At 66.5% G+C, this 25,284-nt stretch carries 24 protein-coding genes; 9 read left to right on the forward strand and 15 right to left on the reverse strand.

The features are described from left to right. The first annotated feature begins 327 nt into the window (after window positions 1-327). Entirely contained in the window at window positions 328-1,332 is a 1,005-nt protein-coding gene (locus K32_RS01055; RefSeq protein ID WP_201402248.1) for a phosphotransferase family protein, read from the forward strand. Beyond that, on the forward strand, window positions 1,329-2,621 hold the full coding sequence (eno, locus tag K32_RS01060; RefSeq protein ID WP_201402249.1) for a phosphopyruvate hydratase: 1,293 nt from the start codon (window positions 1,329-1,331) through the stop codon (window positions 2,619-2,621). The genes K32_RS01055 and eno overlap by 4 nt, the downstream gene beginning before the upstream one ends. 64 nt (window positions 2,622-2,685) lie before the next feature. Here the strand turns inward: eno and K32_RS01065 are convergent, their stop codons facing one another. After that, the gene (locus K32_RS01065; RefSeq protein ID WP_201402250.1) at window positions 2,686-3,435 is read right to left on the reverse strand and encodes an SDR family NAD(P)-dependent oxidoreductase; all 750 of its coding nucleotides are present in this window, start codon (window positions 3,433-3,435) and stop codon (window positions 2,686-2,688) included. 166 nt (window positions 3,436-3,601) lie between these two features. Between K32_RS01065 and ribB the strand changes: the two genes are divergently transcribed. Beyond that, window positions 3,602-4,705 carry a 3,4-dihydroxy-2-butanone-4-phosphate synthase gene (gene ribB, locus K32_RS01070; RefSeq protein WP_201402251.1) on the forward strand — a complete coding sequence of 368 codons (1,104 nt, stop codon included), beginning with the start codon at window positions 3,602-3,604 and terminating at the stop codon, window positions 4,703-4,705. A gap of 86 nt (window positions 4,706-4,791) precedes the next feature. After that, window positions 4,792-4,956 (forward strand): DUF1328 domain-containing protein, encoded by a 165-nt coding sequence (locus tag K32_RS01075; protein WP_201402252.1) that lies wholly within the window; start codon window positions 4,792-4,794, stop codon window positions 4,954-4,956. Between the two features lie 537 nt (window positions 4,957-5,493). Here the strand turns inward: K32_RS01075 and K32_RS01080 are convergent. Next, window positions 5,494-6,039, reverse strand: coding sequence for a sigma-70 family RNA polymerase sigma factor (locus K32_RS01080; protein ID WP_201402253.1), 546 nt, complete (start codon window positions 6,037-6,039; stop codon window positions 5,494-5,496). A gap of 96 nt (window positions 6,040-6,135) precedes the next feature. Next, window positions 6,136-6,357 carry a NepR family anti-sigma factor gene (locus tag K32_RS01085; protein ID WP_201402254.1) on the reverse strand — a complete coding sequence of 74 codons (222 nt, stop codon included), beginning with the start codon at window positions 6,355-6,357 and terminating at the stop codon, window positions 6,136-6,138. A gap of 159 nt (window positions 6,358-6,516) precedes the next feature. On the opposite strand from K32_RS01085, the gene K32_RS01090 reads away from it, so the two are divergent. Next, on the forward strand, window positions 6,517-7,320 hold the full coding sequence (locus K32_RS01090; protein ID WP_201402255.1) for a response regulator: 804 nt from the start codon (window positions 6,517-6,519) through the stop codon (window positions 7,318-7,320). Between the two features lie 143 nt (window positions 7,321-7,463). Then, the gene (locus K32_RS01095; protein ID WP_244670025.1) at window positions 7,464-9,281 is read left to right on the forward strand and encodes a sensor histidine kinase; all 1,818 of its coding nucleotides are present in this window, start codon (window positions 7,464-7,466) and stop codon (window positions 9,279-9,281) included. A gap of 66 nt (window positions 9,282-9,347) precedes the next feature. Here the strand turns inward: K32_RS01095 and K32_RS01100 are convergent, their stop codons facing one another. From K32_RS01100 to K32_RS01130, 7 genes are all read right to left on the reverse strand, one after another. Further along, the gene (locus tag K32_RS01100; protein WP_201402257.1) at window positions 9,348-9,689 is read right to left on the reverse strand and encodes a hypothetical protein; all 342 of its coding nucleotides are present in this window, start codon (window positions 9,687-9,689) and stop codon (window positions 9,348-9,350) included. Continuing rightward, the gene (locus tag K32_RS01105) at window positions 9,686-9,991 is read right to left on the reverse strand and encodes a YqjD family protein (RefSeq protein WP_201402258.1); all 306 of its coding nucleotides are present in this window, start codon (window positions 9,989-9,991) and stop codon (window positions 9,686-9,688) included. Before K32_RS01105 ends, K32_RS01100 begins: the two co-directional genes overlap by 4 nt. Window positions 9,992-10,009: 18 nt before the next feature. Next, window positions 10,010-10,273, reverse strand: a complete 264-nt coding sequence (locus K32_RS01110) for a hypothetical protein (protein WP_201402259.1) — start codon at window positions 10,271-10,273, stop codon at window positions 10,010-10,012. Window positions 10,274-10,415: 142 nt separating this feature from the next. Next, the gene (locus K32_RS01115; protein WP_201402260.1) at window positions 10,416-11,375 is read right to left on the reverse strand and encodes an ABC transporter permease; all 960 of its coding nucleotides are present in this window, start codon (window positions 11,373-11,375) and stop codon (window positions 10,416-10,418) included. Between the two features lie 2 nt (window positions 11,376-11,377). Then, window positions 11,378-12,259, reverse strand: a complete 882-nt coding sequence (locus K32_RS01120) for an ABC transporter permease (protein ID WP_201402261.1) — start codon at window positions 12,257-12,259, stop codon at window positions 11,378-11,380. 357 nt (window positions 12,260-12,616) lie between these two features. Further along, entirely contained in the window at window positions 12,617-13,897 is a 1,281-nt protein-coding gene (locus K32_RS01125) for a PotD/PotF family extracellular solute-binding protein (RefSeq protein WP_201402262.1), read from the reverse strand. Between the two features lie 41 nt (window positions 13,898-13,938). Then, window positions 13,939-14,928: an ABC transporter ATP-binding protein gene (locus tag K32_RS01130; RefSeq protein ID WP_201402263.1), complete on the reverse strand. Its 990-nt coding sequence runs from the start codon at window positions 14,926-14,928 to the stop codon at window positions 13,939-13,941. 460 nt (window positions 14,929-15,388) lie between these two features. On the opposite strand from K32_RS01130, the gene K32_RS01135 reads away from it, so the two are divergent. After that, on the forward strand, window positions 15,389-16,753 hold the full coding sequence (locus K32_RS01135; RefSeq protein ID WP_201402264.1) for an NAD(P)-dependent oxidoreductase: 1,365 nt from the start codon (window positions 15,389-15,391) through the stop codon (window positions 16,751-16,753). A 9-nt stretch (window positions 16,754-16,762) separates the two neighbouring features. After that, complete coding sequence (preA, locus tag K32_RS01140; protein ID WP_201402265.1) at window positions 16,763-18,085, forward strand: NAD-dependent dihydropyrimidine dehydrogenase subunit PreA; 1,323 nt, start codon at window positions 16,763-16,765, stop codon at window positions 18,083-18,085. Window positions 18,086-18,100: 15 nt separating this feature from the next. Here preA and K32_RS01145 read toward each other — a convergent pair whose 3' ends face one another. From K32_RS01145 to K32_RS01165, 5 genes are all read right to left on the reverse strand, one after another. After that, on the reverse strand, window positions 18,101-19,333 hold the full coding sequence (locus K32_RS01145; RefSeq protein WP_201402266.1) for a YeeE/YedE family protein: 1,233 nt from the start codon (window positions 19,331-19,333) through the stop codon (window positions 18,101-18,103). A gap of 87 nt (window positions 19,334-19,420) precedes the next feature. After that, window positions 19,421-20,356, reverse strand: a complete 936-nt coding sequence (locus tag K32_RS01150; RefSeq protein WP_201402267.1) for a sulfurtransferase — start codon at window positions 20,354-20,356, stop codon at window positions 19,421-19,423. Between the two features lie 275 nt (window positions 20,357-20,631). Continuing rightward, a complete protein-coding gene (locus K32_RS01155; RefSeq protein WP_201402268.1) occupies window positions 20,632-22,299 on the reverse strand; it encodes an FAD-dependent oxidoreductase in 1,668 nt (555 codons plus the stop codon). 141 nt (window positions 22,300-22,440) lie between these two features. Next, complete coding sequence (rutR, locus tag K32_RS01160) at window positions 22,441-23,109, reverse strand: HTH-type transcriptional regulator RutR (RefSeq protein WP_201402269.1); 669 nt, start codon at window positions 23,107-23,109, stop codon at window positions 22,441-22,443. A 155-nt stretch (window positions 23,110-23,264) separates the two neighbouring features. After that, window positions 23,265-23,828, reverse strand: a complete 564-nt coding sequence (locus tag K32_RS01165) for a cupin domain-containing protein (protein ID WP_201402270.1) — start codon at window positions 23,826-23,828, stop codon at window positions 23,265-23,267. Window positions 23,829-23,950: 122 nt separating this feature from the next. Between K32_RS01165 and K32_RS01170 the strand changes: the two genes are divergently transcribed. After that, the gene (locus K32_RS01170; RefSeq protein WP_201402271.1) at window positions 23,951-25,273 is read left to right on the forward strand and encodes an aspartate aminotransferase family protein; all 1,323 of its coding nucleotides are present in this window, start codon (window positions 23,951-23,953) and stop codon (window positions 25,271-25,273) included. Window positions 25,274-25,284 lie beyond the last annotated feature (11 nt).

Raw genomic sequence — 25,284 nt, forward strand, 5'->3', positions numbered from 1 at the left:
GGACGGGGAAATTTGCGGCAAATCCGCCACAGATCCCGGGCCCGAAGGGTGACGGCAATCCCGCCAAGCCGGTTCCTCGGCAGGAACCGGAAGCATGCCCCGACGGAAGGTTGGGTCGCGCCCGGCGTTTTTCAAGCACCGATCGCCCGGAGATTTTCGAGCGAAGGGAACGCCGGTTCGCGTCGGGAAAGCGCGAATGAACAAAATGCTGGAGCCGTCAGGCGTTTCCATGGAACGCTGACGGCTCTAGACAGAAACGACCGCCTTCGAAGCAGCGCGCAGACGCGGCTCGGGGAGCGGGGAAGAGATGCCTCGGGAGGCGACGGGATGGAGACGATCGACCGCGAGCTCGCGGCGTGGCTGGTGCGCGCCGGCCTGGTGGAGGAAGGCGCTCCCATGGTGGCGGAACCGCTGACCGGCGGCGTCGCGTCCGACATCTGGCGGATCGAGGCGGGAGGCCGGCGTTTCGCGGTGAAGCGGGCGCTGGCGAAGCTCCGCGTGGCGCGCGACTGGCGGGCGCCGGTCTCGCGCAACGGCAACGAGGTGGAATGGCTGCTGACGGCGGGCCGCATCGCGCCCGACGCCGTGCCGCATATCCTGGCGCATGACGCCGGCATCGGCGCCTTCGCCATGGATTACCTGAAGCCGGAGGATCATCCGGTCTGGAAGGCGGAGCTCCGCGCCGGCCGCGCCGATCCGGCCTTTGCCGCCGCCGTTGGACGGACGATCGCCGCGATCCACGCGGCGACGGCGCATTCGGCCGAATGCGCCGCCCGCTTCGACACCGACGCGATCTTCCACTCGATCCGGCTCGAGCCCTATCTCGAGGCGACCGCCGAGGCGCATCCGGATCTCGCGCCCGCGCTGATGGCGCTGTCGCGCGAGACGCTGGCGACCAAGATCGCGCTGGTGCATGGCGATGTCAGCCCGAAGAACATCCTGGTCAGGCCGAAGGGACCGGTGTTCCTCGACGCCGAATGCGCCTGGTATGGCGACCCGGCCTTCGACCTCGCCTTCTGCCTGAACCACATGCTGCTGAAATGCCTCTGGGTTCCGGCCTCCCGCGCCGCCTATCTCGCCTGCTTCGACGCGCTCGCCGGCGCCTATCTCGATGCGGCCCGCTGGGAACCGCGGGAAAAAATCGAGGCGCGCGCCGCCCGCCTGCTGCCGGGGCTGCTGCTCGCCCGCGTCGATGGCAAGTCGCCGGCCGAATACATCACGAGCGACGAGGACAAGGCGCGGGTACGCCGCGTCGCCCGTCCGCTCATCGCCACCCCGCCGACGACGCTCGCCGCCATCCGCGACGCCTGGGAAGAGGAAATTTCGCAGTGAACGACACGACAATCAGCAAGGTCATCGGCCGCCGGGTCTGGGATTCGCGCGGCCGGCCGACGGTCGAGACGGAGATCCACACCGCTTCCGGCGCCGTCGGCCGCGCCATCGCGCCGGCCGGCGCCTCGACCGGCACCGGCGAGGCGGTCGACCTCCGCGACGGCGGCGCGCGTTTCGGCGGCCAGGACGTCACCCGCGCCGTCGCCTCGGTGCAGGGCGAGATCGCGCGGGCGCTCGCCGGCATGGATGCCGCCGACCAGGCCGGCATCGACGCGGCGCTGATCGCGCTCGACGGCACGCCGAACAAGGGCCGGCTCGGCGGCAACGCGCTGATCGCGACCTCGATGGCGGTGCTGCACGCGGCAGCGGCGGCGTCGGGCGCGCCGCTCTGGCATTATCTAGCGGCGGGCAACAAGGTCCGCATCCCGGTGCCCGAGATCCAGATTTTTGGCGGCGGCGCGCATGCGGCGCGGCGCGTCGACGTGCAGGACTTCATGCTGATCTGCCCGGGCGCTTCCTCCTTCGCCCAGGCGCTCGACTGGACGGCCGAGGTCTATCGCGCCGCCGGCCTCCGGATGAAGAAGGCCGGCAAGCTGCAGGGCGTCGCCGACGAGGGCGGCTTCTGGCCGGCCTTCAATTCCAATGAGGAAGCGCTCGACGCGCTGGTCGGCGCCATCACCGACGCCGGCTTCGCGCCGGGCGCGGATGTCGGCATCTCGCTCGACATCGCCGCCTCCGAATTCGGCCGAAACGGCCGCTACAGACTGGCGCTGGACGACCGCGAGCTCGATACGGGAGGCATGATCGACCTGCTCGGCGGCTGGCTCGACGCCTATCCGATCTTGTCGATCGAGGATCCCGTCGCCGAGGACGACGAGGCCGGCTTCCTCGCCTTCACGGAGCGCTATGGCGACCGCTGCCAGGTGATCGGCGACGACTATCTGGTCACCAACGCAGCGCGCGTCGAGGCGGCGGCGGCCAAGGGCTCGGCGACCGCCGTGCTGGTCAAGCCGAACCAGGCCGGCACGGTCACCGAGACCAGGGCGGCGCTGGAGGCCGGCAAGAAGGCCGGTTTCGGCACCATCGTTTCGGCCCGCTCCGGCGAGACGGAGGATGTCACCATCGTGCATCTCGCCGTCGGCTGGGACGCCGGGCAGTTCAAGGTCGGCTCGTTCTCGCGTTCCGAGCGGATGGCGAAGTGGAACGAGATGCTGCGCGTCGAGGAAGCGCTCGGCGCCGAGGCGGTCTATGCCGGCCCCGCGGCGCTCGGCCTGCGCAAGGCGGTCTGAGACGACAAAAGAAAGCCTCCGGCCCGCTGCCGGGTCGGAGGCTTCTTTCAAAAAAGCGGCGCGATCAGTACGTCGCGCGGCCGCCCGAGAGGTCGAACACGGCGCCGGTGGTGAAGGAGCATTCTTCGCTGGCGAGCCAGGTCAGGATCGCGGCGGCTTCCTCGACGGTGCCGAAGCGGCCCATCGGGATCTTCGACAGCATGTAGTCGATATGCGCCTGGCTGACCTGCTTCAGGATCGGCGTGTCGATCGTCGCCGGGGTAATGGCGTTGACGGTGATGTTGTCCTTGGCGAGTTCCTTGCCGAGCGACTTGGTGAGGCCGATCACCGCCGCCTTCGAGGCGGAATAGGCCGAGGCGGTCGGGTTGCCTTCCTTGCCGGCGATCGAGGCGACGTTGACGATGCGGCCATAGCCGTTCTTCTGCATCAGGGGCGCGACGAAGCGATTGCAATAGAACAGGCCGTGCACGTTGATGTCGAAGACGCGCTGCCATTCGTCGATCGGGTAGTCGACGACGAGGGCGTTCTTGCCGGCGACGCCGGCCGAGCAGATCAGGATGTCGATCTTGCCGAGATGGCCTTCGGCGGTCTTGGCGGCGGCCTCGACCTGATCGGGCTTGGAGATGTCGAGCTTGACGCCATGCGCCTGCGGGCCGAGGGCTGCCTTGGCGGCTTCGATCCGCTCAGCGTCTACGTCCCAGAGACAAACCGTTCCGCCCTCGGAAACAATGCGCTCGGCCGTCTTGAAACCGATGCCCGACGCGCCGCCCGTCACGATCGCGCCACGGCCGGAAAAACGCTTGATATCTGCCATTCGTCTTCTCTTCCCTCTTCGCGCGGCTCGGCCGCGCACCTTCGCGGTGGCGATACTGGTAAGGGGGAGCGGGTCATCAGACAACTGGTTTCCGCATGGCCGCAGTGGCGATCGGTTGGCGATCGCTTATAAGAGCGTCATCTTCCCTGCTTTCAGGACTTGGCTCATGGCCCTCAACACGATTGAAGAAGCCGTCGCCGCGATCGCCGCGGGCGAACTGGTGGTGGTCGTCGACGATACGGATCGCGAGAACGAGGGCGATCTGATCATGGCCGCGTCGAAGGCGACGGCGGAGAAGGTCGCCTTCATGATCCGCCACACCAGCGGCATCATCTGCGTGCCGGTCAGCGCCGACCGGGCCGAGGCGCTGCACCTGCCGCCGATGGTCGCCAATAACCGCGACCCGATGCGCACCGCCTTCACCGTCACCGTCGACTACAAGGTCGGGCTGACGACGGGCATCTCGGCCGAGGAGCGCGCCAACACGATCCAGGCGCTCGCCAACGACAATTGCACCGCCTCCGACTTCCTGCGCCCGGGCCACATTTTCCCGCTGATCTCGCGCGAAGGCGGCGTTCTGATCCGCTCCGGCCACACCGAGGCGGCGACCGACCTGTCGCTCCTCGCCGGGCTGGAGCCGGCCGGCGTGCTGGCCGAGGTCGTCAATGACGACGGCACCGTCAAGCGCCTGCCCGAGCTCTTGGAATTCGCCGCCGAGCATGGGCTGAAGATCGTCTCGATCGAAGACCTGATCGCCTATCGCGCCCGCACCGAGAGCTTCGTCAAGGTGGTCGACAGCTTCCAGGTACCGGTCGGCGGCCGCACCGCCACCGCCTTCGTTTACGAGACGCCGTTCGATCCGCTGCAGCATCTCGCCATCGTCTTCGGCGATGTCGCCGAGCAGGCCGACGTCACCGTCCGCATCCACCGCGCCAATCCGATCTCTGACCTGATCTCGCGCGGGCCGGATTCGAAGGGCTGGCTGGAGACGACGCTGCGCAAGGTCGGCGCCGCCGATCGCGGCGTCTTCGTGCTGATCCGCGATCCGGCCGTCGTCCGGCCCGACGGCTCGGCCGCCGGCGACGGCGAGGAGCGCCACCTGTCGGCGCGGCAGCGCAAGGAGCGCTGGCGCGAGATCGGCGTCGGCGCGCAGATCCTGCGCGACCTGCGCGTCCGCTCGATCCGCCTGCTGTCGTCCCAGGAGCGCCAGTATGTCGGCCTGCAGGGCTTCGGCATCGAGATCACCGGTCGGGAAAGCGCCGGCGAGTAAGCCGGCGTCGCAACGGAACCTCGTCAAATCTCTCGCATTGGATATGCGAGCGGCACATCTGCCGCGTGCACCCGTGGAGGGATTTGATGCTGAGTTGGGCGATTTTCTTTCTTGTCGTCGCGCTGGTCGCCGCGGTCCTCGGCTTCGGCGGTATCGCAGGGACGGCAATCGGCATCGCGAAGATCATCTTCGTGGTTGCGATCATCCTGTTCCTGATTTCCGGCGTCATGCACTTGATGCGGCGGGCCTGAGGTCTAGCCAGCCGCCAGAACGACAGGGCCCGCGATTGTTGATCGCGGGCCTTTTGGTATTTGGGGCGGTCCGTGATCAGCGTAAGGAGCCGGCCATGATGGCGGGAGCCGGCCTCCTTTCTTGAACCTCCCCCTTGAGGGGAGGTCGAAAACGCACTTCGCGTTTTCGGGAGGGGGTAATTCGCTGCTAGCGGCAAATCCGACGAAGGCCCCCTCCCCAAGACCGCCATCAGGCGGTCTTGACCCTCCCTCAAGGGGAGGGTTCAGGACGTCGTTTCACGCCCCAAGCTCGCCGTCATCCCGGCCTCCGAGCCGGGATCCATTCAGCCGGAGCATCGGGAGGTTCGGCCTTCCAAGGCCACAGCTGCATGGATCCCCGCCTTCGCGGGGATGACGGGGAGCGTGGCTCGGGCCGGGCAGGTCATCGATGGGCTCAGGTAGAGTAAAGGATAAGCCTGGCACTCCCGCCGCCCCAAGCTCGCTGTCATCCCGGCCTCCGAGCCGGGATCCATTCAGCCGAAGCTGAATAGCTCCGCCTCAGCTGCCGCGGACTGCCATGGCCTTCTGGATTTCCTGGACCGAGCGTTTGGCCATCTCGACCGGCGGCAGCGCGACGCCGCCGCGCATGACTTCCTCGAGGCGGGCGCGGGCGCGCGAGACGCGGCTCTTCACCGTGCCGACGCGGACCTGGCAGATCTCGGCCGCTTCCTCGTAGGAGAAGCCGCTGGCGCCGATCAGGACGAGGGCCTCGCGCTGCTCGTCCGGCAGCAGCTGCATGGCGCGGAGGAAGTCGTCGAGCTCGAGATGCCCATGCTGGGCGCCGATGTCGGCGAGGCGGGCGGCGTGGGCGCCCTCGGCGTCTTCCACTTCGCGCCGTCGCTTGCGGCCTTCAGAATAATACTGGTTGCGCAGGATCGTCACCAGCCAGGCATGCAAATTGGTGCCTTCCTGGAACTTGTCGCGGTTGGCGAGCGCGCGCATGACGGTTTCCTGCACCAGATCGTCGGCGCGATCCCGGTTTCCGCTCAGAGAACGGGCAAAGGCGCGCAGCATCGGCAGCGCTTCGACCAGTTCATTCTTCATGACGCTCTCCCTGCGTATCTCGTCTTGGTCCGGTCGTCCTGGTCCTGGTCGTCAGGCCAAGTCGCCGGGCCGGATCTCGGGACAATCGCGATGGAGTCATGCGGACCCCTTCGAGCCTTCCGGATTTCCAGCGGGCGGCGCGTCGTCGAGTCGATCGAGTAGCGACATGATATCGTCGGGCAGCGGCTCGCTCAGTGCACTGTCGAAGACACGGCGCAACTGCCGACCAATCCAGTCCTCCTTTTCTCCTTGCGTGCTCGGCCCGGGTGAGGGCGTCGTACGAAGCTCGGCGTCCTTCACCATGCTTTCCTTGTTCATCTTCTTTTCCTGAGTGCCCAAAGGCCCCGTCCTTTGTAACCGCAGCGGTCCGACTGCTCGATTGGCAATGCGGAAGGTCAAAAATGGTTCCGGTGATTCCGGAACCGAATTCGATGTGCCACGTTCTGTTGCTATCTTGAGCCCAAAGAGGGGGAACCTATGCCCGAAAGTCTGTCGCAGGCCCTAGCACCGCATCTCCCACTTTTGCGGCGCTATGCGCGTGCTTTGACCGGCGGCCAGTTGAGCGGCGACGCCTATGTGCGCGCCTGCCTGCAGGCGATCGTCAACGAACCCGGCGTGATCGATCGCAACGTCCATCCGAAGATTGCGCTCTACCGGCTGTTCCATGCCATCTGGTCCGGCACCCAGAACGGGGCGGATACCTCCATCGACGGCCTGAGCCGGCAGGAAACGACCGCCCAGCAGCGCCTCGCGGCGATGACGCCCGAGAGCCGGCAGGCGCTCCTGCTCACCACGATGGAAGGCTTCTCCGATGTGGACGCCGCCGCCGTCATGGGCATCCCGGCCGAGCGCGTGCAGCCGCTGCTCGCCGACGCGCTCGCCGAGATCGACCGGCAGACGCATACGCGCGTGCTCATCATCGAGGACGAGCCGCTGATTTCGATGGACCTTTCGGGCATCGTCCAGGAACTCGGCCACGAGGTGGCGGCGATCGCGCGGACGCGCGACGACGCGGTCGAGGCGGCGGCGCGGGAAATGCCGGGCCTCGTTCTCGCCGACATCCAGCTCGCCGACGGCTCCTCGGGCATCGACGCCGTGAAGGACATTCTCGCCGGCTTCAGCGTGCCGGTGATCTTCATCACGGCCTTCCCGCAGCGCCTCCTCACCGGCGAGCGCCCGGAGCCGACCTTCCTGCTGACCAAGCCGTTCGACCCGCGCACGGTGAAGGCGGCGATCAGCCAGGCGCTGTTCTTCAATTCGACCGCCTCCATGGCGGCGTGATCCTCGGCCGGCCGTCCCTGTCGCCCCGGCGCGGCAGGGACGGCAGCGACGTCGCGTGTCTTCCGGCTTCGGGAACGGTGTAGAATTGCCGGGAACGCCGGTGGACCCGCGGGCGCGCGGCGTCTATCCCGGAAGGACCCTTGATGGATTGGTTGCTGCACTTTCTGCCGGATCTGGTCGGCCGGGAAGAAGCCCTGCTGCGAGCGATCCCGCGCGCGCTGATCGCCGCGAGCACGCTCGGCATCGCGATCGCCACGATCACTTTCCTGGTCAAGCGCCGCGATCTGCCCGGCGTCTACAAGCGGGTGGCGCTCGCTTTCGTGCTGCTGCTCCTCTGCATCACGCTCTCGCATGGCGTCGGCGCCTTCTCGCTGTTCTCTCCCTCGCCCGCCTATCAGCGCGTGTTCGACAGCGTCGCCGCGGTGATCGCGCTGGTCGCGGTGTTCCTGATCCGCTTCGCCCTGCCGGAACTGCTCGCTTTGCCGTCGCCGCGCGAGCTCCAGCGCAACAACGCGCATCTGAAGTCCGAGATCGATTCCCACATCGACACCATGCGGCAGCTGACGGATATCCGCGGCGAGCTCGAGGAGACGGTGCGGATGCGGACGCGCGAGTGGAAGGAGATCAACCAGCGCTTCGAGGCGGCGCTGTCGGGCTCCGACATCGCCGTGTTCAACCAGGACAAGGACCTGGTCTTCACCTGGGCCTACAACAATCCCCATTTCGAGATCGGCGCGGAAGAGATCATCGGCAAGATGGACCGGGATCTGTTCGCCGGCGATGTCGCCGCCCAGATCGTCGAGGCCAAGCGCGCCGTGCTTTCGACCGGGCAGGGAACGTCGATGAACGTGGTGGTGTCGACAGTCGAGGGCGGGACGCAATATCTGCGCCTCTCCATCGAGCCGCTGCGCGACGCGGCCGGCGAGACGATCGGCCTGACCTCGGCCGTGTTCGACCTGACGGAGCGGCACGACTACGAGACGCGCCTGCAGGCGCTGACCTCGAGCCTCGCCCTGGCCAATGCGCGCTTCGACCTGGCGCTGCGCGGCTCGGCGATCATGGTGTTCAGCCATGACGCCGACCTTCGCTACAACTGGATCTACAATCCGCCGACCGGCCTTGCGCCGGACATCATGCTCGGCCGCACCGACGAGGAGATCTGGCCGCCGGAGGTTGGCAGGCCGATCCTCGCCATGAAGCGGGAGGCGGTGGCCACGGGACAGCCGCAGCATGGCGAGATCGTCATGCCGCTCGCCGGCTCCGACCGGCACTTCCAGGTCCGCATCGAGCCGATGACGGCGGGCAATCACGAGGTCATCGGGCTCGCCGGCGTCGTCGTCGACGTGACGGAGAGCCATCTGCAGGAGGCGCACCTGCGCCTCGTCATGCGGGAACTGACGCACCGCTCGAAGAACCTTCTCGCCGTGATCCAGGCGATGGCCCGGCAGACGGCGGCGCGATCGGACGACCCGCAGACCTTCGTGTCGCGCTTCTCGGCGCGGCTGCGCGCCATGGCCGCCTCGCACGATTTGCTCGTCGCGCAGGAATGGCACGGCGCGATCCTGCATGATCTCGTCAACGCCCAGCTCGGCCAGGCGATCGAGCCGGGCTCGGACCAGCTGAAGATCGAGGGCCCGTTCATCAGCCTGCGGCCGGACGCGGTGCAGAACATCGGGCTGGCGCTGCATGAGCTCACCACCAACGCCTCCAAATACGGCGCGCTGTCGGTGCCCGGCGGGCGGATCTCGCTGCGCTGGGCCATTCGCGACGACAACCGCTTCCACATGCGCTGGGAGGAGACCAACGGACCCTCGGTGCAGTCGCCGCAGAAGTCCGGTTTCGGCGTGACGCTGTTGGAGCGGAGCGTCGGCCAGGCGCTCGACGGCGACGTCACGCTCGAATTCACGCCCGGCGGCGTCGTCTGCGAGATCGACATCCCGGCGAGCCACGTGATCGCGTGAGGACAATCCGGACACGAAAAAGGGAGCCGAAGCTCCCTGCTTTCACGGTTTGATCGAAACGCCAGGTTACCGCTTGCGGGAGAGGCCGCCGAGCAGGCCCATCGCGAAGGCGAGCGCCACGCTGGTCGTGCCGACTTCCTGCTGCTGGCGGCGGTTGTTGCGCCAGTTGGCGATCAGCAGCACGACCAGGCCGACGACGAGAAACGCGCCGCCCACCACGAGCTTCGCCACCAGCGAGCCGTAGGAGATCGACAGCGCCTGGTAGCCGGCGGCGACGCCGAAGCTGATGCCGATGATGATGAAGACGCCGGCCAGCGCCAGAAGGCCGACCCGCTTCAGCGTGCGCACGGTGGTCTGCGTGGCGGCCGCGGCCGCCACGCTGGTCAGGGCCTGGAACAGGCCGCTCATCGCCGGCCTATCAGCGCGCCGATGAAGAGGCCGATGCCCGCCGCGATCAGCACGGCCGGGACGGGGTTCTTGGTGATGTGGCTTTCGATGTCTTCAGCCGCCTGGTGTCCACGGCGGCGTGCTTCCTCGGCCGAGGCGCGGAAGGTCTCGCCCGCCCGGCCGGCGACGCCGTGCAGGGCTTCAGCGCCGGCGCTGGCCTGCTCGGAACCGAACTTCCGGATCGTATCCGTCAGGGACGCCAATTCGGCCTGAATGGCCTTGACCTGCTCGGAAAGGTCGGAGCCGTCTGTCTTGGTCACCATGTGGCACTCCTGTGTTGCTCAAGGCTTGGTAGTCTTGAGGGGTGTCGTCTCGAAACTATGCAACCTCACCGGCACTATGTCGATATGGGTCAACGCAGCGGCGAGTTCTATGGTTAGGTTTCTATAAGCTTCCCGCTCGTCATCCGATGCAAAGGGCATCAGGCGCGCGACGGCGCGCTTCCAGTGCAACAGCGTCTCCGTCTTCTGCTTGTCGGAGAGGACGTTGTCGGAGACGATATCGGCGGGTCGGCGGAAACCTGCATATCCATAATGCGCACTCATACGCTGTGCTCCTTGCGCTCAATTCCCTAGCGTTTTCCATGCGACCCGTGGGGAAACGGGCGGAAACGCCAATGGTTCCAGAGGCATCGAGAGGCGGGGCGGCGGTGTCGGCGGGTGTTGCCGAAACGCCGCCCGGGTAGCGTCAGGCGGTGCCCTTGCCGGCGTCGGAGCCGTGCCGGCGGCGGCGCTGCTGGACGACCAGCATGACGAGGACGGCGGTGCCGATGACCGCGAAGGAGACGGCGGTGGTGACGGTGCCGAGCGCGTAGATGACGGGTGTGGTCACGGTGGTGGTGAGGCCGCGCAGCGTCAGCGGCAGCGTGTTGGTGGCGCCCACGGTCTGCGAGGAGCGGGCGATCTCGTCCCAGGAGAGGGTAAAGCCGAACAGCGCCACGCCGATCAGCGATGGCGCGATCATCGGCAGCACGACATGGCGGAAGGTCTGCCAGGACGAGGCGCCGAGATCGCGCGCCGCCTCCTCATAGGCCGGGTTGAAGCGGTTGAAGACGGCGAACATGATCAAGAGGCCGAAGGGCAGCGTCCAGGTCAGATGCGCGCCGAAGCCGGAGGTGAACAGGCCCATCAGGGTCTGGAAATTGTCCTGGATGGCGATGCCGACATTGCCGAGGAAGGTGGTCCAGGCGGTGGCGTTGTCGATATCGACGTAATTGTCGACAAGGCGGTCGCCGAGCGCGGTGATGCCCTGGTTGAACAATTGGAATTCGAGCGCGATGCCGAGCGAGACGACGATCGACGGCAGGATCAGGCTGGCGATCGCCGTGAAGAACAGCAGGTTCGAGCCCTTGAATGGGCGGCGGAAGGCATAGCCGGCCATCACCGAGATCACCACCGTCGCCAGCGTGACGGCGAGGCCGAGCTTCAGCGAATTCAACAGCGCGTCGACGACGTTGGGCACGCCGATGCCGGCCCAGAGATTGTGGAACCAGTGCAGCGACACGCCATTCATCGGGAAGGTCATGCCGCCGCTCGGGCCTTGGAACGACAGCACCAGGATGGTGATCGTCGGGCCGTAGAGAAACAGCACGTAGAGGGCGAAGACGGCCGACAGGACATAGAAGGCGCGGGAGCGTCCCTCGGTCATTCTCAGAGCTCCTTGCGGATGTCGACGAAGCGCAGCAGCGTCCAGATGATCATCAGGACGACGGCGAGCAGCACGACGGCGTTGGCGGCGGCGATCGGGAATTGCAGCGCGTTGATCTGGCTTTCGATCACCTTGCCGGCCGAGGCGATCTGCTGGCCGCCCATCAGGCCGATCGAGATGAAATCGCCCATCACCACGGTGATGACGAAGATCGAGCCGATGGCGATGCCGGTCTTCGACAGCGGGATGATGACGTTCCAGAGCGTCTGCCAGCCGGTGGCGCCGGTGTCGTAGGCGGCCTCGACCAGCGATTTGTCGATGCGCGACATCGAGTTCAGGATCGGCACGATCATGAAGACCGTGTTCAGGTGAACGAGCGCCAACACGACGGAGAAGTTGGAATAGAGCAGCCAGTCGAGCGGCTCGGTGATCAGCCCCATCGAGAGCAGCCACTGGTTGACGACGCCGTTGCGGCCGAGCAGCGGGATCCACGAGATCATGCGGATGACGTTCGAGGTCCAGAACGGGATCGTCGTGATCAGCGCCAGGATCAGCCGGGCATTGTTCGACTTGACCTCGAAGACGAGGAAATAGGCGATGGTGAAGCCGAGCACGAGGGTGATCAGCCAGACCATCAGGCAGAATTTGAGCGTCGACAGATAGGTGCGGAAGGTGGTGCAGAGGTCCGGCAGCGAGGCCAGGCACTTGTCGAAGGCGGTGGCGTAGTTGTCGCCGACGAAGGCGGGCTCGATCGAATAGCCGGTATAGGTCCAGAAGCTGACGGCGAAGGTCACCAGAAGCGGCAGGACGAAGAAGACGAGGAAGACGATCGCGAGCGGCGCCGCCTGCCAGTAGGGTGCCCAGCGCGATTTCATTTCCAGCATGTCGGGGCAGGCTCCGTTTCGGTGCGCTCTGATTGGATGTGCGGGGCGAGCGGGGCCCCTTGCTTCACCTCTCCCTGAGGAGGCCTTTGCAGAACACCTCCCTCATCATGCTGAGGAGGCCCGCAGGGCCGTCTCGAAGCACGCAGAGCGGCCGTGCCATCGATAGATTGCCCCGAGACCCTGCGTCCTTCGAGGCCCGAACTGCGTTCGGGCACCTCAGGATGATGGAATTGGAGCACTGCATGATTGCAGGGCGGCGTTGCGCAAAAGTCTCCTCAGGGAGAGGTGAGGAGACCCGCGGTGCCGCCGGAGCCGAGACTCCGGCGGCCTTGCAGGGAGCTTCCTGTCGCCAGCCGGTCAGGCGGCGATGAACTCGTTCCACTTCTGGATCATGTAGGCGTTCTCATCCATGATCGAGTTCCAGCAGGCGACCGCGCCCATGCGGGTGTTGTAGGAGCCGCCGTCGCGGATCGTGCCGGCCTTTTCGAGCAGGCCGCCATCCGGACCGTGGATGTCCTTCTCGGCCGGCTTGCCTTCCATCCAGAACGCCCACTCATAGGGCTCCATGTTCTTCTGCGCCGTATCGAGCACGGCGGCGTAGTAGCCCTGCCGGTTCAGATGCGCGCCGGCCCAGCCGTCGAGGAACCAGTTGATGAATTCGTAGGCGGCGTCGAGCTTCTTGCCCTTCAGCGTCTTCGGCAGGCCGAAGCCCGAGGCCCAGGCGCGATAGCCTTCCTTCAGCGGCTGGAAGGTGCAGGGGATGCCCTTGAGGCGAACGGCGGTGACGGCCGGCGACCACATCGACTGCACGACGGTCTCGCCCGAGGCCATCAGGTTGACGCTCTCGTTGAAGTCCGACCAGAAGGCGCGGAACTGGCCGGCCTTCTTGGCCTCGATCAGGGTGGCGATCGTCTTGTCGATCTCCTCCTTGGTCATGTTGCCCTTGTCGCCATATTTCAGGACGCCCATCGCCTCGTTGACCATGGCGGCGTCCATGATGCCGATCGACGGGATGTTGAGGATCGAGGTCTTGCCCTTGAACTCGGGATTGAGCAGCTCGGCCCAGCTTTCGATCGGGCGCTTGATCAGGTCAGGCCGGATGCCGAGCGTATCGGCGTTGTAGGTGGTCGGGATCAGGGTCAGCCACTCGGTCTGCTCCTTGGCGAACTCCTTGCCGCGCTGCTTCTCGAGATAGAGCACCTTGTGCGGCGCCGTGCCCTGGTTGCCGATCTTCTTGCCGTCGACCTCGCCCTTGGTGATGGCGGTCGCCAGCTTGTCGACCAGCTTCACCTTCTTGGCGTCGATCGCCTGGAAATTGCCGGACGGGATCAGGTTGCGGAGCGCGAAATATTCCGTGTCGACGAGATCGAACGAGTCCGGCTGGGTGATGATGCGCTTGGTGACGTCGTCGGTGGTGACGGTGACGTATTCGATGTTGATGCCGGTGACTTCCTTCGCCTTGGCGGCGATCGCCGGCGACTGGTTGGTCGCGGTCGAGAGGTAGCGCAGCGTGATCGGCTCGTCGGCGTGCACCGCCGGGAAGCCGGTCACGGCGGTGGTGCCGAGGAAGCCGGCCGTGATGGCGGAGCCCTTCAGCAGCGTGCGGCGCGAGATGCCGGTCTTGTTCTTGTCGTCCATTCCCTTGGTCTCCTCTGGTGTTGTCGCAGGAAACCGCGCGCTCAGGCGGCGGCGGAAAGTTCGTGGATGTCGTTGGGGTCCCAGCGCACCGTCACGGTGTCGCCGGTCTGGAACGGGTTCTGGTAGAAGGTGCGTTCCGGCACGATGGCCGTCAGCTCGAGGCCGGCATCGGTGGCGAGGCTGACATAGACGACGGTGCCCTGGTACTCGACCTCGCGCACCGAGGCGGCGACGCCGTCACCGCCCTCGGCCGAGACGCTCAGCCGGTCGGCGCGGACGCTGACGGTGCGGCCGTCGATCGGCATGACGTTGTGGCCGCCGATGAAGCGGGCGACGAACTCGGTCGCCGGGGCGTTGAAGATCTCGCGCGGGGTTCCGGCCTGCTCGATCCTGCCGTTGTTCATGATGACGATGAGGTCGGCCAGCGCCATCGCCTCTTCCTGGCTGTGCGTCACATGGATGAAGGAGATGCCGAGCTCGCGCTGGAAGCGCTTCAGTTCGGCGCGGACCTTGATCTTCAGGAAGGGGTCGAGGGCGGAGAGCGGCTCGTCGAGCAGCAGGATCTGCGGATCGGTGACGAGGGCGCGGGCGAGCGCCACGCGCTGCTGCTGGCCGCCGGAAAGCTGGCTCGGCAGCCGCTCGGCATAGCGCTCCATGTCGACGAGCTTCAGCGCGTCGGTCGCCTTGATCGAGCGGTCAACCTTGCCGACGCCCTTCATCTTCAGCGAGAAGGCGACGTTGTCGCGGACCGAGAGATGCGGGAACAGCGCATAGGACTGGAACATCATCGCCGTGCCGCGCTTGGCCGGCGGCAGCTTGTTCACGATCTCGTGGCCGAGCGCGATGTCGCCGTCGGAAACCGCCTCGTGGCCGGCGATCATGCGGAGCGTCGAGGACTTGCCACAGCCCGATGGCCCGAGCAGGCAGCAATAGGTCCCGGCCTTGATCTTCAGATTGATGGAGTCGACGGCGATCGTGCCGGCGTAGCTCTTGGTCACCGAGGCCAGTTCGAGATCCGCGGGGCGTGCCATCTTCGTCTCCGATTGAACCTGCGAAAAGGAGTGGCAAGTCGCGTGCCAGCGGCGGAAATCCGCCATTTCTGGCGATTTTCTGGGCTGGGCTACGCCGGAAATTCCCCGATCAACTGGTCAAAAAACAGACTTGCCTGAAAAATAGGCGATCCGGCCGGGCGAGATGGGTCCGAAGTGGCTGCGGGCTGGGCGGTTCGCGCAATTTTGATGCGTCGCCAGCGCGGCATAGCGGCGTCTGTCCGCTGCAAACGGAATGCCGTGATATTGTGCAAAGCACAGTTTGGAATGGCTCAAATCAAGCCTTGACGGTTTCCAGAAAGTTTGTCCAAATGATCAAGACTTCGACGCGGCCCGGACACAATAAAGAGGGGCGAGCCGTGTTGTCGGATCGATGCCGGACGGCATGGCGCCGGCCGGAACTGGACCCAGGGCCCTAGGCGGCCGACAGGGAGGGACGCATATGCCCACGCATGTGCCGGACATTGCAACGGGCCGTCTGTCGCCCGACGAATACGTCGCCAATTTTCTCGATATCCACCCGCCGCTCGATCGGCATCAGGCGCTGGTCGAGTCCGATCGCTGCTATTTCTGCTACGACGCGCCCTGCGTGAAGGCGTGTCCGACCTCGATCGACATCCCGCTCTTCATCCGCCAGATCCTGACCGACAATCCGGAAGGTTCGGCCGAGACGATCCTGTCGCAGAACATTTTGGGCGGCATGTGCGCCCGCGTCTGCCCGACCGAGACGCTCTGCGAAGAGGCATGCGTCCGCGAGGCGGCCGAGGGCAAGCCGGTCAAGATCGGCCTCTTGCAGCGCTATGCCACCGACGTGCTGATGGAAGAGCGCGGCGAGCAGCCCTTCGCCCGGGCGGAGGCGACCGGCAAGCGGGTCGCCGTCGTCGGCGCGGGACCAGCCGGCCTCGCCGCCGCGCACCGCCTCGCCATGCACGGCCATGACGTCGTCATCTATGACGCCCGCGAGAAGGCCGGCGGCCTCAACGAATACGGCATCGCCGCCTACAAGGCGCCGGACGATTTCGCCCAGAAGGAAGTCGACTTCGTGTTGTCGATCGGCGGCATCACGATCGAGCACGGCAAGGCGATCGGCCGCGATATCAGCCTGTCGGAGCTGCGCTCCGCTTATGACGCCGTCTTCCTCGGCATGGGGCTCGCCGGCGTCAACGCGCTCGGCCTTTCGGGCGAGGATCTCGACGGCGTCGCCGACGCGGTCGACTACATCGCCGATCTCCGCCAGGCGACGGATCTGGGCACGCTTCCGGTCGGCGGCCGCGTTGTCGTCGTCGGCGGCGGCATGACGGCGATCGATGTCGCCGTGCAGTCGAAGCGCCTCGGCGCCAAGGAGGTCACCGTCGTCTACCGCCGCGGCCAGGCCAGGATGGGCGCGTCGGAATATGAGCAGGACCTCGCCCAGACCGACGGCGTGCTGATCCGCCACAACGCCAAGCCGAGCCGGCTCGTCACCGAGGCGGGCCGGGTCACCGGCATCGAGTTCGAGGAGACGCGCGAGGAGGACGGCCGGCTGGTCGGCACCGGCGCTCTGTTCACGCTTGCCGCCGACACCGTCTTCAAGGCGATCGGCCAGACCTTCGTCCCCGCCGCCCTGAACGGATCGGCCGAGACGATCGCGCTGGAAAATGGCAAAATCCGTGTCGACGACGAGCGGCGCACGACGCTTCCGGGCGTCTGGGCCGGCGGCGATTGCGCCGCAACCGGAGAGGATCTGACGGTGGCTGCCGTCGCGGACGGCCGCATTGCCGCCGAATCCATCCATCTCGCGCTTTCGACCCCGTCAGTCGCGGCCTAGGAGGAACCCATGGCCAATCTCGCCTCGACCTTCGCCGGCATCAAGTCGCCCAACCCGTTCTGGCTGGCCTCCGCGCCGCCGACCGACAAGGCCTACAACGTCGTCCGCGCCTTCAGGGACGGCTGGGGCGGCGTCGTCTGGAAGACGCTGGGCACCGATCCGCCTGTCGTCAACGTCTCCGGCCCGCGCTACGGCGCCATCCACTCGAACGACCGCCGCCTGATCGGTTTGAACAACATCGAGCTGATCACCGACCGGCCCCTCGACGTCAATCTGCGCGAGATCAAGGAGGTCAAGCGCGACTGGCCGGATCGCGCCGTGGTCGTGTCGCTGATGGTCCCCTGCGAGGAGCACTACTGGAAGGACATCCTCGCCAAGGTCGAGGAGACCGAGGCGGACGGCGTCGAGCTGAATTTCGGCTGCCCGCACGGCATGAGCGAGCGCGGCATGGGCGCCGCCGTCGGCCAGGTTCCCGAATATGTCGAGATGGTCACGCGCTGGTGCAAGCAGCACACGCGCATGCCCGTCATCGTCAAGCTGACGCCCAACATCTCCGATATCCGCACCTCGGCGCGTGCCGCGCATAATGGCGGCGCTGATGCCGTGTCGCTGATCAACACCATCAACTCGATCATCGGCGTCGACATCGACAATTTCGCGCCGATCCCGACGGTTGACGGCAAGGGCAGCCATGGCGGCTATTGCGGCCCGGCGGTGAAGCCGATCGCCCTCAACATGACGGCCGAGATCGCTAGGGATCCGCAGACCCGCGACCTGCCGATCTCCGGCATCGGCGGCATCACCACCTGGCGCGACGCGGTCGAGTTCATGGCGCTCGGCGCCGGCAACGTGCAGGTCTGCACCGCCGCCATGACCTATGGCTTCCGCATCGTGCAGGAGATGATCTCGGGCCTGTCCGACTACATGGACAAGCACGATTTCGAGACGATCGAGCCGATCGTCGGCCGCGCCGTCGGCAATGTCACCGACTGGCAGTATCTGAACCTGAACTACGTCGCCAAGGCGAAGATCGACCAGGATCTCTGCATCAAGTGCGGCCGCTGCCACATCGCCTGCGAGGACACCTCGCACCAGGCGATCACCTCGATGCTCGACGGTATCAGGCACTTCGAGGTGATCGACGCCGAATGCGTCGGCTGCAATCTCTGCGTCAATGTCTGCCCGGTCGATAACTGCATCACCATGGAGCAGATGGTCGAGGGCGTCGATCCGCGCACCGGATTTGCGATCACCGACCAGTATGCCAACTGGACGACGCACAAGAACAACCCGATGGCGAAGGCCTTCGTCCCGGCCGAGCCGGCGGAATAGGCTTCCTTCGGAAGCTCAGGCCGTCGCGCGCGTGGCGCGGCGGCTGATCGCGAGCGTCGCCGAGACGCCGATCGCGCAGAAGACCAGGAAGACCCAGCCTGACAGCGCGCCGGCATGGATGCCGGAGAGCAGAACGCCGACCGTGCAGCCGAGGCCGGTCATCGCGCCCCATCCCATCAGGATGCCTCCAACCAGCCCCTTGGCGACCTGCTTCGGCGTCGGCCATGCAGGCGTGAACTGGCCGGCGACCAGCGCCGCCGCGAAGCTGCCGGCGACCAGCCCGCCGACCAGGGCGCCGTTCTTCGACAGAATGGCGGATTTGACCGCCGTGGCGCAGCCGCGCAAGGCATCGAGCCCGTGCAGCGTCTCGGGCAGCGCGCCGAGCGCGGCGCTCGACGTGCGGGCGATACTGCCGAGCTCCGCCGTGACGCCGAGCGGGCCGACGCGCAGGAAGGCGAAGGCGGAGATGACGGCGACCGCCGCCCCGCCGAGGCTATAGGGCCAGCGCTCGACGAAGACGCGCCGCAGCAGGAGCTTGACCTGCCCGTGTTCTCCCTCCGGCTCTGCGGCGCGCGGCACGGGGCGGCCGAGCCAGAACGCCGCGAGGATGAGCGCCGCCAGCACGAAGAGGCCGAGGGCGAGCGTGCCCTCATAGCCGAAATGATGCGGCAGCCAGACGGAAGGCGCGGTGGCGACGGCCGCGACATAGATCCAGTTCCACGTCAGGAAGCCGAGCCCGAAGCCGATCAGCGCGCCGAGAATGGCGAAGGGCGATGTCGGCGAGCCCTCGCCGAGGCGGTAGAGATGGCCCGACAGGCAGGATCCCGAGATCGCCATGCCGATGCCGAAGACGAGCGACGCCACCGCGAGCGCCAGGCTGACCGGGCCGATATGCGCGTCCGGCGGCAGCGCGCCGGGCCGGATCACCGGCATCCAGGAGGCGATGACGATCGGGTAGAGCAGCGCGCCCAGCGCCAGCGCGACCAGGATCGCGACCACGCCGCGCGCGTCGCGCCGTTCCTGGAAATCGCGGAAATGGCAGAGGAAGCAGAAGCGCGAGCGCTGCAGGACGATGCCGAAGGCAAGCCCGACCAGCAGCGAGAAGGCGATGGCGCGGCCCTCGCTGGTCGCCTCCGTCGCAAAGCGCGCGAGGAGCAGGACGCCCGCGACGATGGTGACGGCGATCAGGATGGCGAGGGGGCGCGTCGGGGCGGACGCTGTCGGGCTGGGCGGGCTCAGGCTGGGCATGGCGGATCCGCGGAAGGGGAGGTTCGGCTGAACGCAATCAGGCGGGCGCCGCTCGCGCGACGCCCGCCCATGTCGGAGGAAGCAAAATTACTTGCCGGTCCAGACCGTGCCGGCGAGGTTGACGACCGGGACGCCGACGCTGTTGCCGTATTCGGTCCACGAGCCGTCATAGTTGCGGACGTCGTAGCCGAGGATGCGGCTCAGCGCGAACCAGGTGTGGCTGGAGCGCTCGCCGATGCGGCAATAGGTGATGACCGGCTTGGAGCCGTCGACGCCGACCTCGGCGTAGATCGCCTTCAGCTCCTCGGGCGACTTGAAGCGGCCGTCCTCGGCCACAGCCTTGCCCCACGGCACGTTGACGGCGCCCGGGATGTGACCGGCGCGGACGGCGAGTTCCTTGACGCCTTCCGGCGCGAACACCTTGCCCTCATATTCCGGCGCGGAGCGGATATCGACGAGGACGTCGTCCTTCTGCTTCTCGACCGTGGCGATGACGTCGGAGAGGCGGGCGCGCAGCGCGTTGTTGCGCTCGGGCAGGTCCAGCGTGGTGGCGGCATGCTCGGGCGTGCGCGTGTCGAAGGGCAGGCCCTTGGCTTCCCAGTATTTGCGGCCGCCGTCGAGCAGTTTCACCTTGTCGCCGAAGCCGTAGACGTCGAATACCCAGGCGCCCCAGGCGGCGAACCAGTTGTTGTTGTCGCCATAGAGGATGACGGTCGTCTCCGGGCCGACGCCGGCCTCGCGCAGCTTGGCCTGGAAGGCGTCGCGCTGGGCGATGTCGCGGCTGACCGAGTCGACCAGCTCCGTGTGCCAGTCGAGATTGACGGCGCCGGCGATGTGGCCGCGCTCGTAGAGGCCGGGATCGACGCTGACCTCGAAGACGCGGATATCCGGATGGTCGAGATTGTCGGCGAGCCACTCGGCCGAGACGAGCGGGCCCTCGGGAACCGTCGCCTGCGCGGCGAAGGGCAGCGCCAGCGCGGCGGTGAAGCCGATGCCGGCGAGGATGTTTCGGATGGATTTCATGACGCACTCCCCAGTCGTGAGCCATGATCATCCCGCATGCCCGCCGGCTGGCGAAGGAACGTGGATCCAAATCACCCTGATAGAGGGGATCGCCGTTCTCAATCACGAGTGGAGTTGAGAATTGCGACGGTAGATTTCTGGAAATACGTCTGAAGCGTCGCAATTTGCACTGGCGGCTGCGCGGATCATCGGAGGCGCCAAACCGTTACACGAAATTGTTCTGTCGGGCGGCGCGCCGGGACTCGCCGCCCGAGGTGTGTCTTCAGTCAAGCCGATCAGGCCGAGGCGGCCTTGCGGCCCTCGCGCGCCAGGTACTGGTGCACGAAGGCGATCGCCATGCTGCCCTCGCCGACGGCGGCGGCGACGCGCTTGACCGGGCTCAGCCGCACGTCGCCGCAGGCGAAGACGCCGGGAACGCTGGTCTCCAGCAGATAGGGATCGCGGTCCGGAAAGGCCTGGCCGGTCTTCCTCAAATCGTCGCCGGTCAGCACGAAGCCGCGCGCGTCGCGGGCGATCTCGGGCGGCAGCCAGGAGGTCTCCGCGTCGGCGCCGATGAAGTTGAACACGCCGCCGCAATCATGCCGGCTGGTCTCGCCGCTTTGATTGCTGCGGATGTCGATCGCCGTCAAATTCGTCTCGCCATGCACGGCGACGATCTCGGAATGTAGCAGCGCCGTGATGTTCGACTTCGCGCGGATCTGGTCGATCAGATATTGCGACATGCTCTTTTCGAGCGAGTCACCCCGCACCACCAGCGTGACCGTGTTGGCGTGGTTGGCGAAATAGAGCGCCGCCTGGCCGGCGGAATTGCCGGCGCCGACGAGGTGGATGTTGAGGCCGTGCGTGGCGCCGACCTCGCTGCGCGCCGCGCCATAGTAGATGCCCTTGCCGATGAAGCGGTCGAAGCCCTCGATCGACATGCGGCGCCAGGTAACGCCGGTGGCGAGGATCAGGGTACGCGCCTGCACGATCTCGCCGCCGTCGAGGGTGATCCGGTGCGCCGCCGGATCGATGTGCTCGACGGCGCGCGTCACCAAAATCTCGGCGCCGAGGCGGCGCGCCTGCTGCAGCGCGCGGCTCGCCAGCTCGTCGCCGGAGACGCCGCTCGGGAAGCCGAGATAGTTCTCGATCCGCGACGAGGTGCCGGCCTGGCCGCCGGGCGCCTCGCGTTCGATGACGATGGTCCGGAGCCCCTCCGAGGCGCCATAGACAGCGGCGGCCAGCCCTGCCGGCCCGGCGCCGATGATGGCGACGTCATATTCGGCAATTCGCGGTTTCGTCTGCAGGCCGAGGCGGTCGGCGAGCGTGCGGATGTTCGGGCGGAGCAGGGTCTCGCCATCCGGGAAGCGCAGCGCCGGGCAGCTTTCTTCCGGCGGGCAGGGGCCGGACCATTGCGCCGGCAGATCGGGCGAATCCGGCGTCAGCCAGTTGAACGAGATCTGGTTGCGGGCGAGGAAGCGGCGGATGTCGCCGCCGGCGGTGTCCCAGCGGTCGCAGACCAGCGTCACGCGCGGCTTCTGCGGTTCGGCGGCGAGGCTCTGCAGCCCGCCAATGCGCTCGCGCGCCAGCGCGCTGACCTTCTGCGAGACGTCGGGCGCGATCGCCGCGAGCGCGTAATAATGCTGCAGCTCGATCCGCATCACGCGCGAGGGTTCCGCGGCGCGATAGCTGCCGGGGAAGGGCGAGCCGAGCGCGATCGGCACCTCGCCGAAGATCTGGCCGGGATTGCGCCAGCCCAGCGTCTTTTCCACGCCGTCGAAAGTCTTCACCACCTCGATCCTGCCGGAAAGCACGGCATAGAGCGCGGGTTCCTCTCCGGCATGCACGGCGAATTCGTTGACGGAAAGGCTGATGTCGGCAGCGTTCCGCGTCAGCCGCTCGATCTGTTGCCGGGGAAGCGAAGAAAAAAGAGGAATTGCCGCTACGTCGTCCATCGTCAGCATGCTGGATGAGTCCGATATCCGAGCCAAGTTTGCTTGACTGGATTAGCAGGACGGCGGCCGTTGTTCCAGATGAAGGCGAGGTCGCGCAAATTCGTTCCGGCCGAGGCGCCGGCGCGGTCGTTTCTTTCCGGCGGCTTGGGACTACTGCGGCTTGGGCAGCAGCCCGTTCAGGAAGATCGCTTCGAGCGTCTGCGTCGCGGTCTCGAAATGGCGGTTGTCGCCGGTCGCCTCGCCCAGCGTGGCGCGGACCTGGACGTCGAAATCGGCATAGTGCTGCGTCGTCGCCCAGATCATGAAAATGAGGTGGTGCGGGTCGATCGGCGCCAGGCGCCCCTCGGCGATCCAGCGCCGGACGACTTCGGCCTTGTCGTCGACCAGCGTCTTCAGCCGCGTCTCCAGCACGCCGCCGAGGATCGGCGCGCCCTGCATGATCTCCATGGCGTAGAGCCGCGACGCCTTCGGATTTTCGCGCGACATCTCCAGCTTGCGGTCGATGTAGCTGCGGATCTCGGCGACGGGATCGTCGCCCTCGCCGAGCGCTTCCAGCGGCTGCAGCCAGAGCTCCAGCGTCCGGCGCAGGATCGCCAGGTAGATGTCTTCCTTGCGGCGGAAATAATAGAGCAGGTTCGGCTTGGTCATGCCGGCGAGATCGGCGATCTGGTCGACGGTCGCGCCGCGAAAGCCGTAGCTCGAGAAGATCTCCAGCGCGGCGTCGAGGATGCGCGCCTCGTTCTCCGCCTGGATGCGCGTGCGCTTCTTGGTCTGGCGCGCGCGGGCGGTGTTGGCAGGCGTCAGGGCGACACGTGTCATGACGGATTGAGGCTTTCCCGTTGGATCTCCGCGGCGCGTTGGGTCATCCGTCCGTTCTGGCTCGCTCGGCTCCGCATGCGACGCCGTTTGACGCCTCAGGAGACTTTCGGCCGATTCCGGCCCGATTTCAATGGTTTCGCGCCGGGCCTCTCCGGTTAGAAACTCGGCGGCGTGCAGGCGGAGACCAGTTCCAGGTCTTCCTCGCCGACATTGCGGAAGGCGTGCGGCTTGCGGCTGTCGAAGAAATAGGCATCGCCGGCGGCGAGCTCGTAGCGTGCGCCGTCGACCTCCAGCACCATGCGGCCGCGGATGATCAGCCCGGCTTCCTCGCCCTGGTGCGACAGCATCGCCTTGCCGGAAACCGCGCCCGGCTTGTAGCGTTCGTGCAGCATCTGCAGCGACCGGCCCTCGAGATTGCTGCCGACCTGGCGATACGAGATCTTGCCGCCGCCGATTTCCTTCAGCTCGGCGGCGCGGAACACGACCTGTTCGGCCGGCGGCCGCGCCTCGGCGAAGAATTCCGACAGGCTGAACGGGATGCCGGAAAGGATCTGCCGCAAGCCGGAGACGGAGGGGCTCATCCGGTTCGCCTCGACCATCGAGACGGTGGCGTTGGAGACGCCGGCGCGCTTCGCCAGCGCCCGCTGCGAAAGGCCGTGGCGGATGCGCAGCTCGCGCAGCCTGCCGCCGACATCGATGTCGAAATGCGAGGCGTTCATGCGTTCGATATAAAGAACATTCTTAACGCCCGCAACCGTTTGACCGGGTTTGGCCCTACGGATACGTTCGAGAAAGTGACCGGCCGCGCTTGAAAATCGGCTGTAGAGGGACACCCAGCATCATGAACACGGCGCCTATTCCGAACAACCTCGAAGCCTTCTGGATGCCGTTCACGGCAAACCGGCAGTTCAAGCAGAACCCGCGCATGCTGGTCGGCGCCAAGGACATGCACTACACCTCGGCCGATGGCCGCCAGATCCTGGACGGCACCGCCGGCCTCTGGTGCGTCAATGCCGGCCACGGTCGTCCGAAGATCGTCGAGGCGGTGTCGAAGCAGGTCGCCGAGCTCGATTACGCGCCGGCCTTCCAGATGGGCCACCCCAAGGCGTTCGAGCTGGCCGCCCGCCTTTCGGCGATGATGCCGTCGCCGCTCGACCATGTCTTCTTCACCAATTCCGGCTCGGAATCGGTCGATACCGCGCTGAAGATCGCGCTTGCCTATCACCGCGCCAAGGGCAACGGCACCAAGTTCCGCCTGCTCGGCCGCGAGCGCGGCTATCACGGCGTCGGCTTCGGCGGCATCTCGGTCGGCGGCATCTCCGGCAACCGCAAGACCTTCGGCACCATGCTGACCGGCGTCGATCACATCCGCCACACGCATGACCTCTCGCGCAACGCCTTCACCCGCGGCGAGCCGGAACACGGCGTCGAGTTCGCCGACGATCTGGAAAAGGTCATCGCGCTGCATGACGCGTCGAACATCGCCGCCCTGATCGTCGAGCCGGTCGCCTGCTCGACCGGCGTGCTGGTGCCGCCGAAAGGCTATCTGAAGCGGCTGCGCGAGATCTGCGACAAGCACGATATCCTGCTGATCTTCGACGAGGTCATCACCGGCTTCGGCCGCCTCGGCACGCCCTTCGCGGTCGATTATTTTGACGTCGTTCCCGATCTTGTGACGACCGCCAAGGGCCTCACCAGCGGCGTCGTGCCGATGGGCGCGGTGTTCGCGTCCAAGAAGATCTATGATGCGTTCATGAACGCGCCCGAAAACACGATCGAGCTGTTCCACGGCTACACCTATTCGGCGCATCCGGTCGCCTGCGCCGCGTCGCTCGCGACGCTCGACGTCTATGAGGAGGAGGGGCTGCTGACCCGCGTTTCCGAGATCAGCAGCTATTGGGAGGACGCGCTGCACAGCCTGAAGGGCCTGCCGAACGTCATCGACATCCGCAACATCGGCCTGATCGGCGCGATCGAGCTGGAGCCGATCCCGGGCAGCCCGACCAAGCGGGCGTTCCAGGCCTTCCTCAAGGCCTATGACAACAACCTGATGATCCGCACCACCGGCGACATCATCGCGTTGTCGCCGCCGCTGATCATCGAGAAGAGCCATATCGATCAGATCGTCGAGACCCTCTCGACCGTCCTGAAGCAGATCGACTGAGGCTCGGGAGG

Origin of the sequence: Kaistia sp. 32K, assembly GCF_016629525.1 — a bacterium.
In the GTDB taxonomy this organism is placed as follows: Bacteria; Pseudomonadota; Alphaproteobacteria; order Rhizobiales; family Kaistiaceae; genus Kaistia.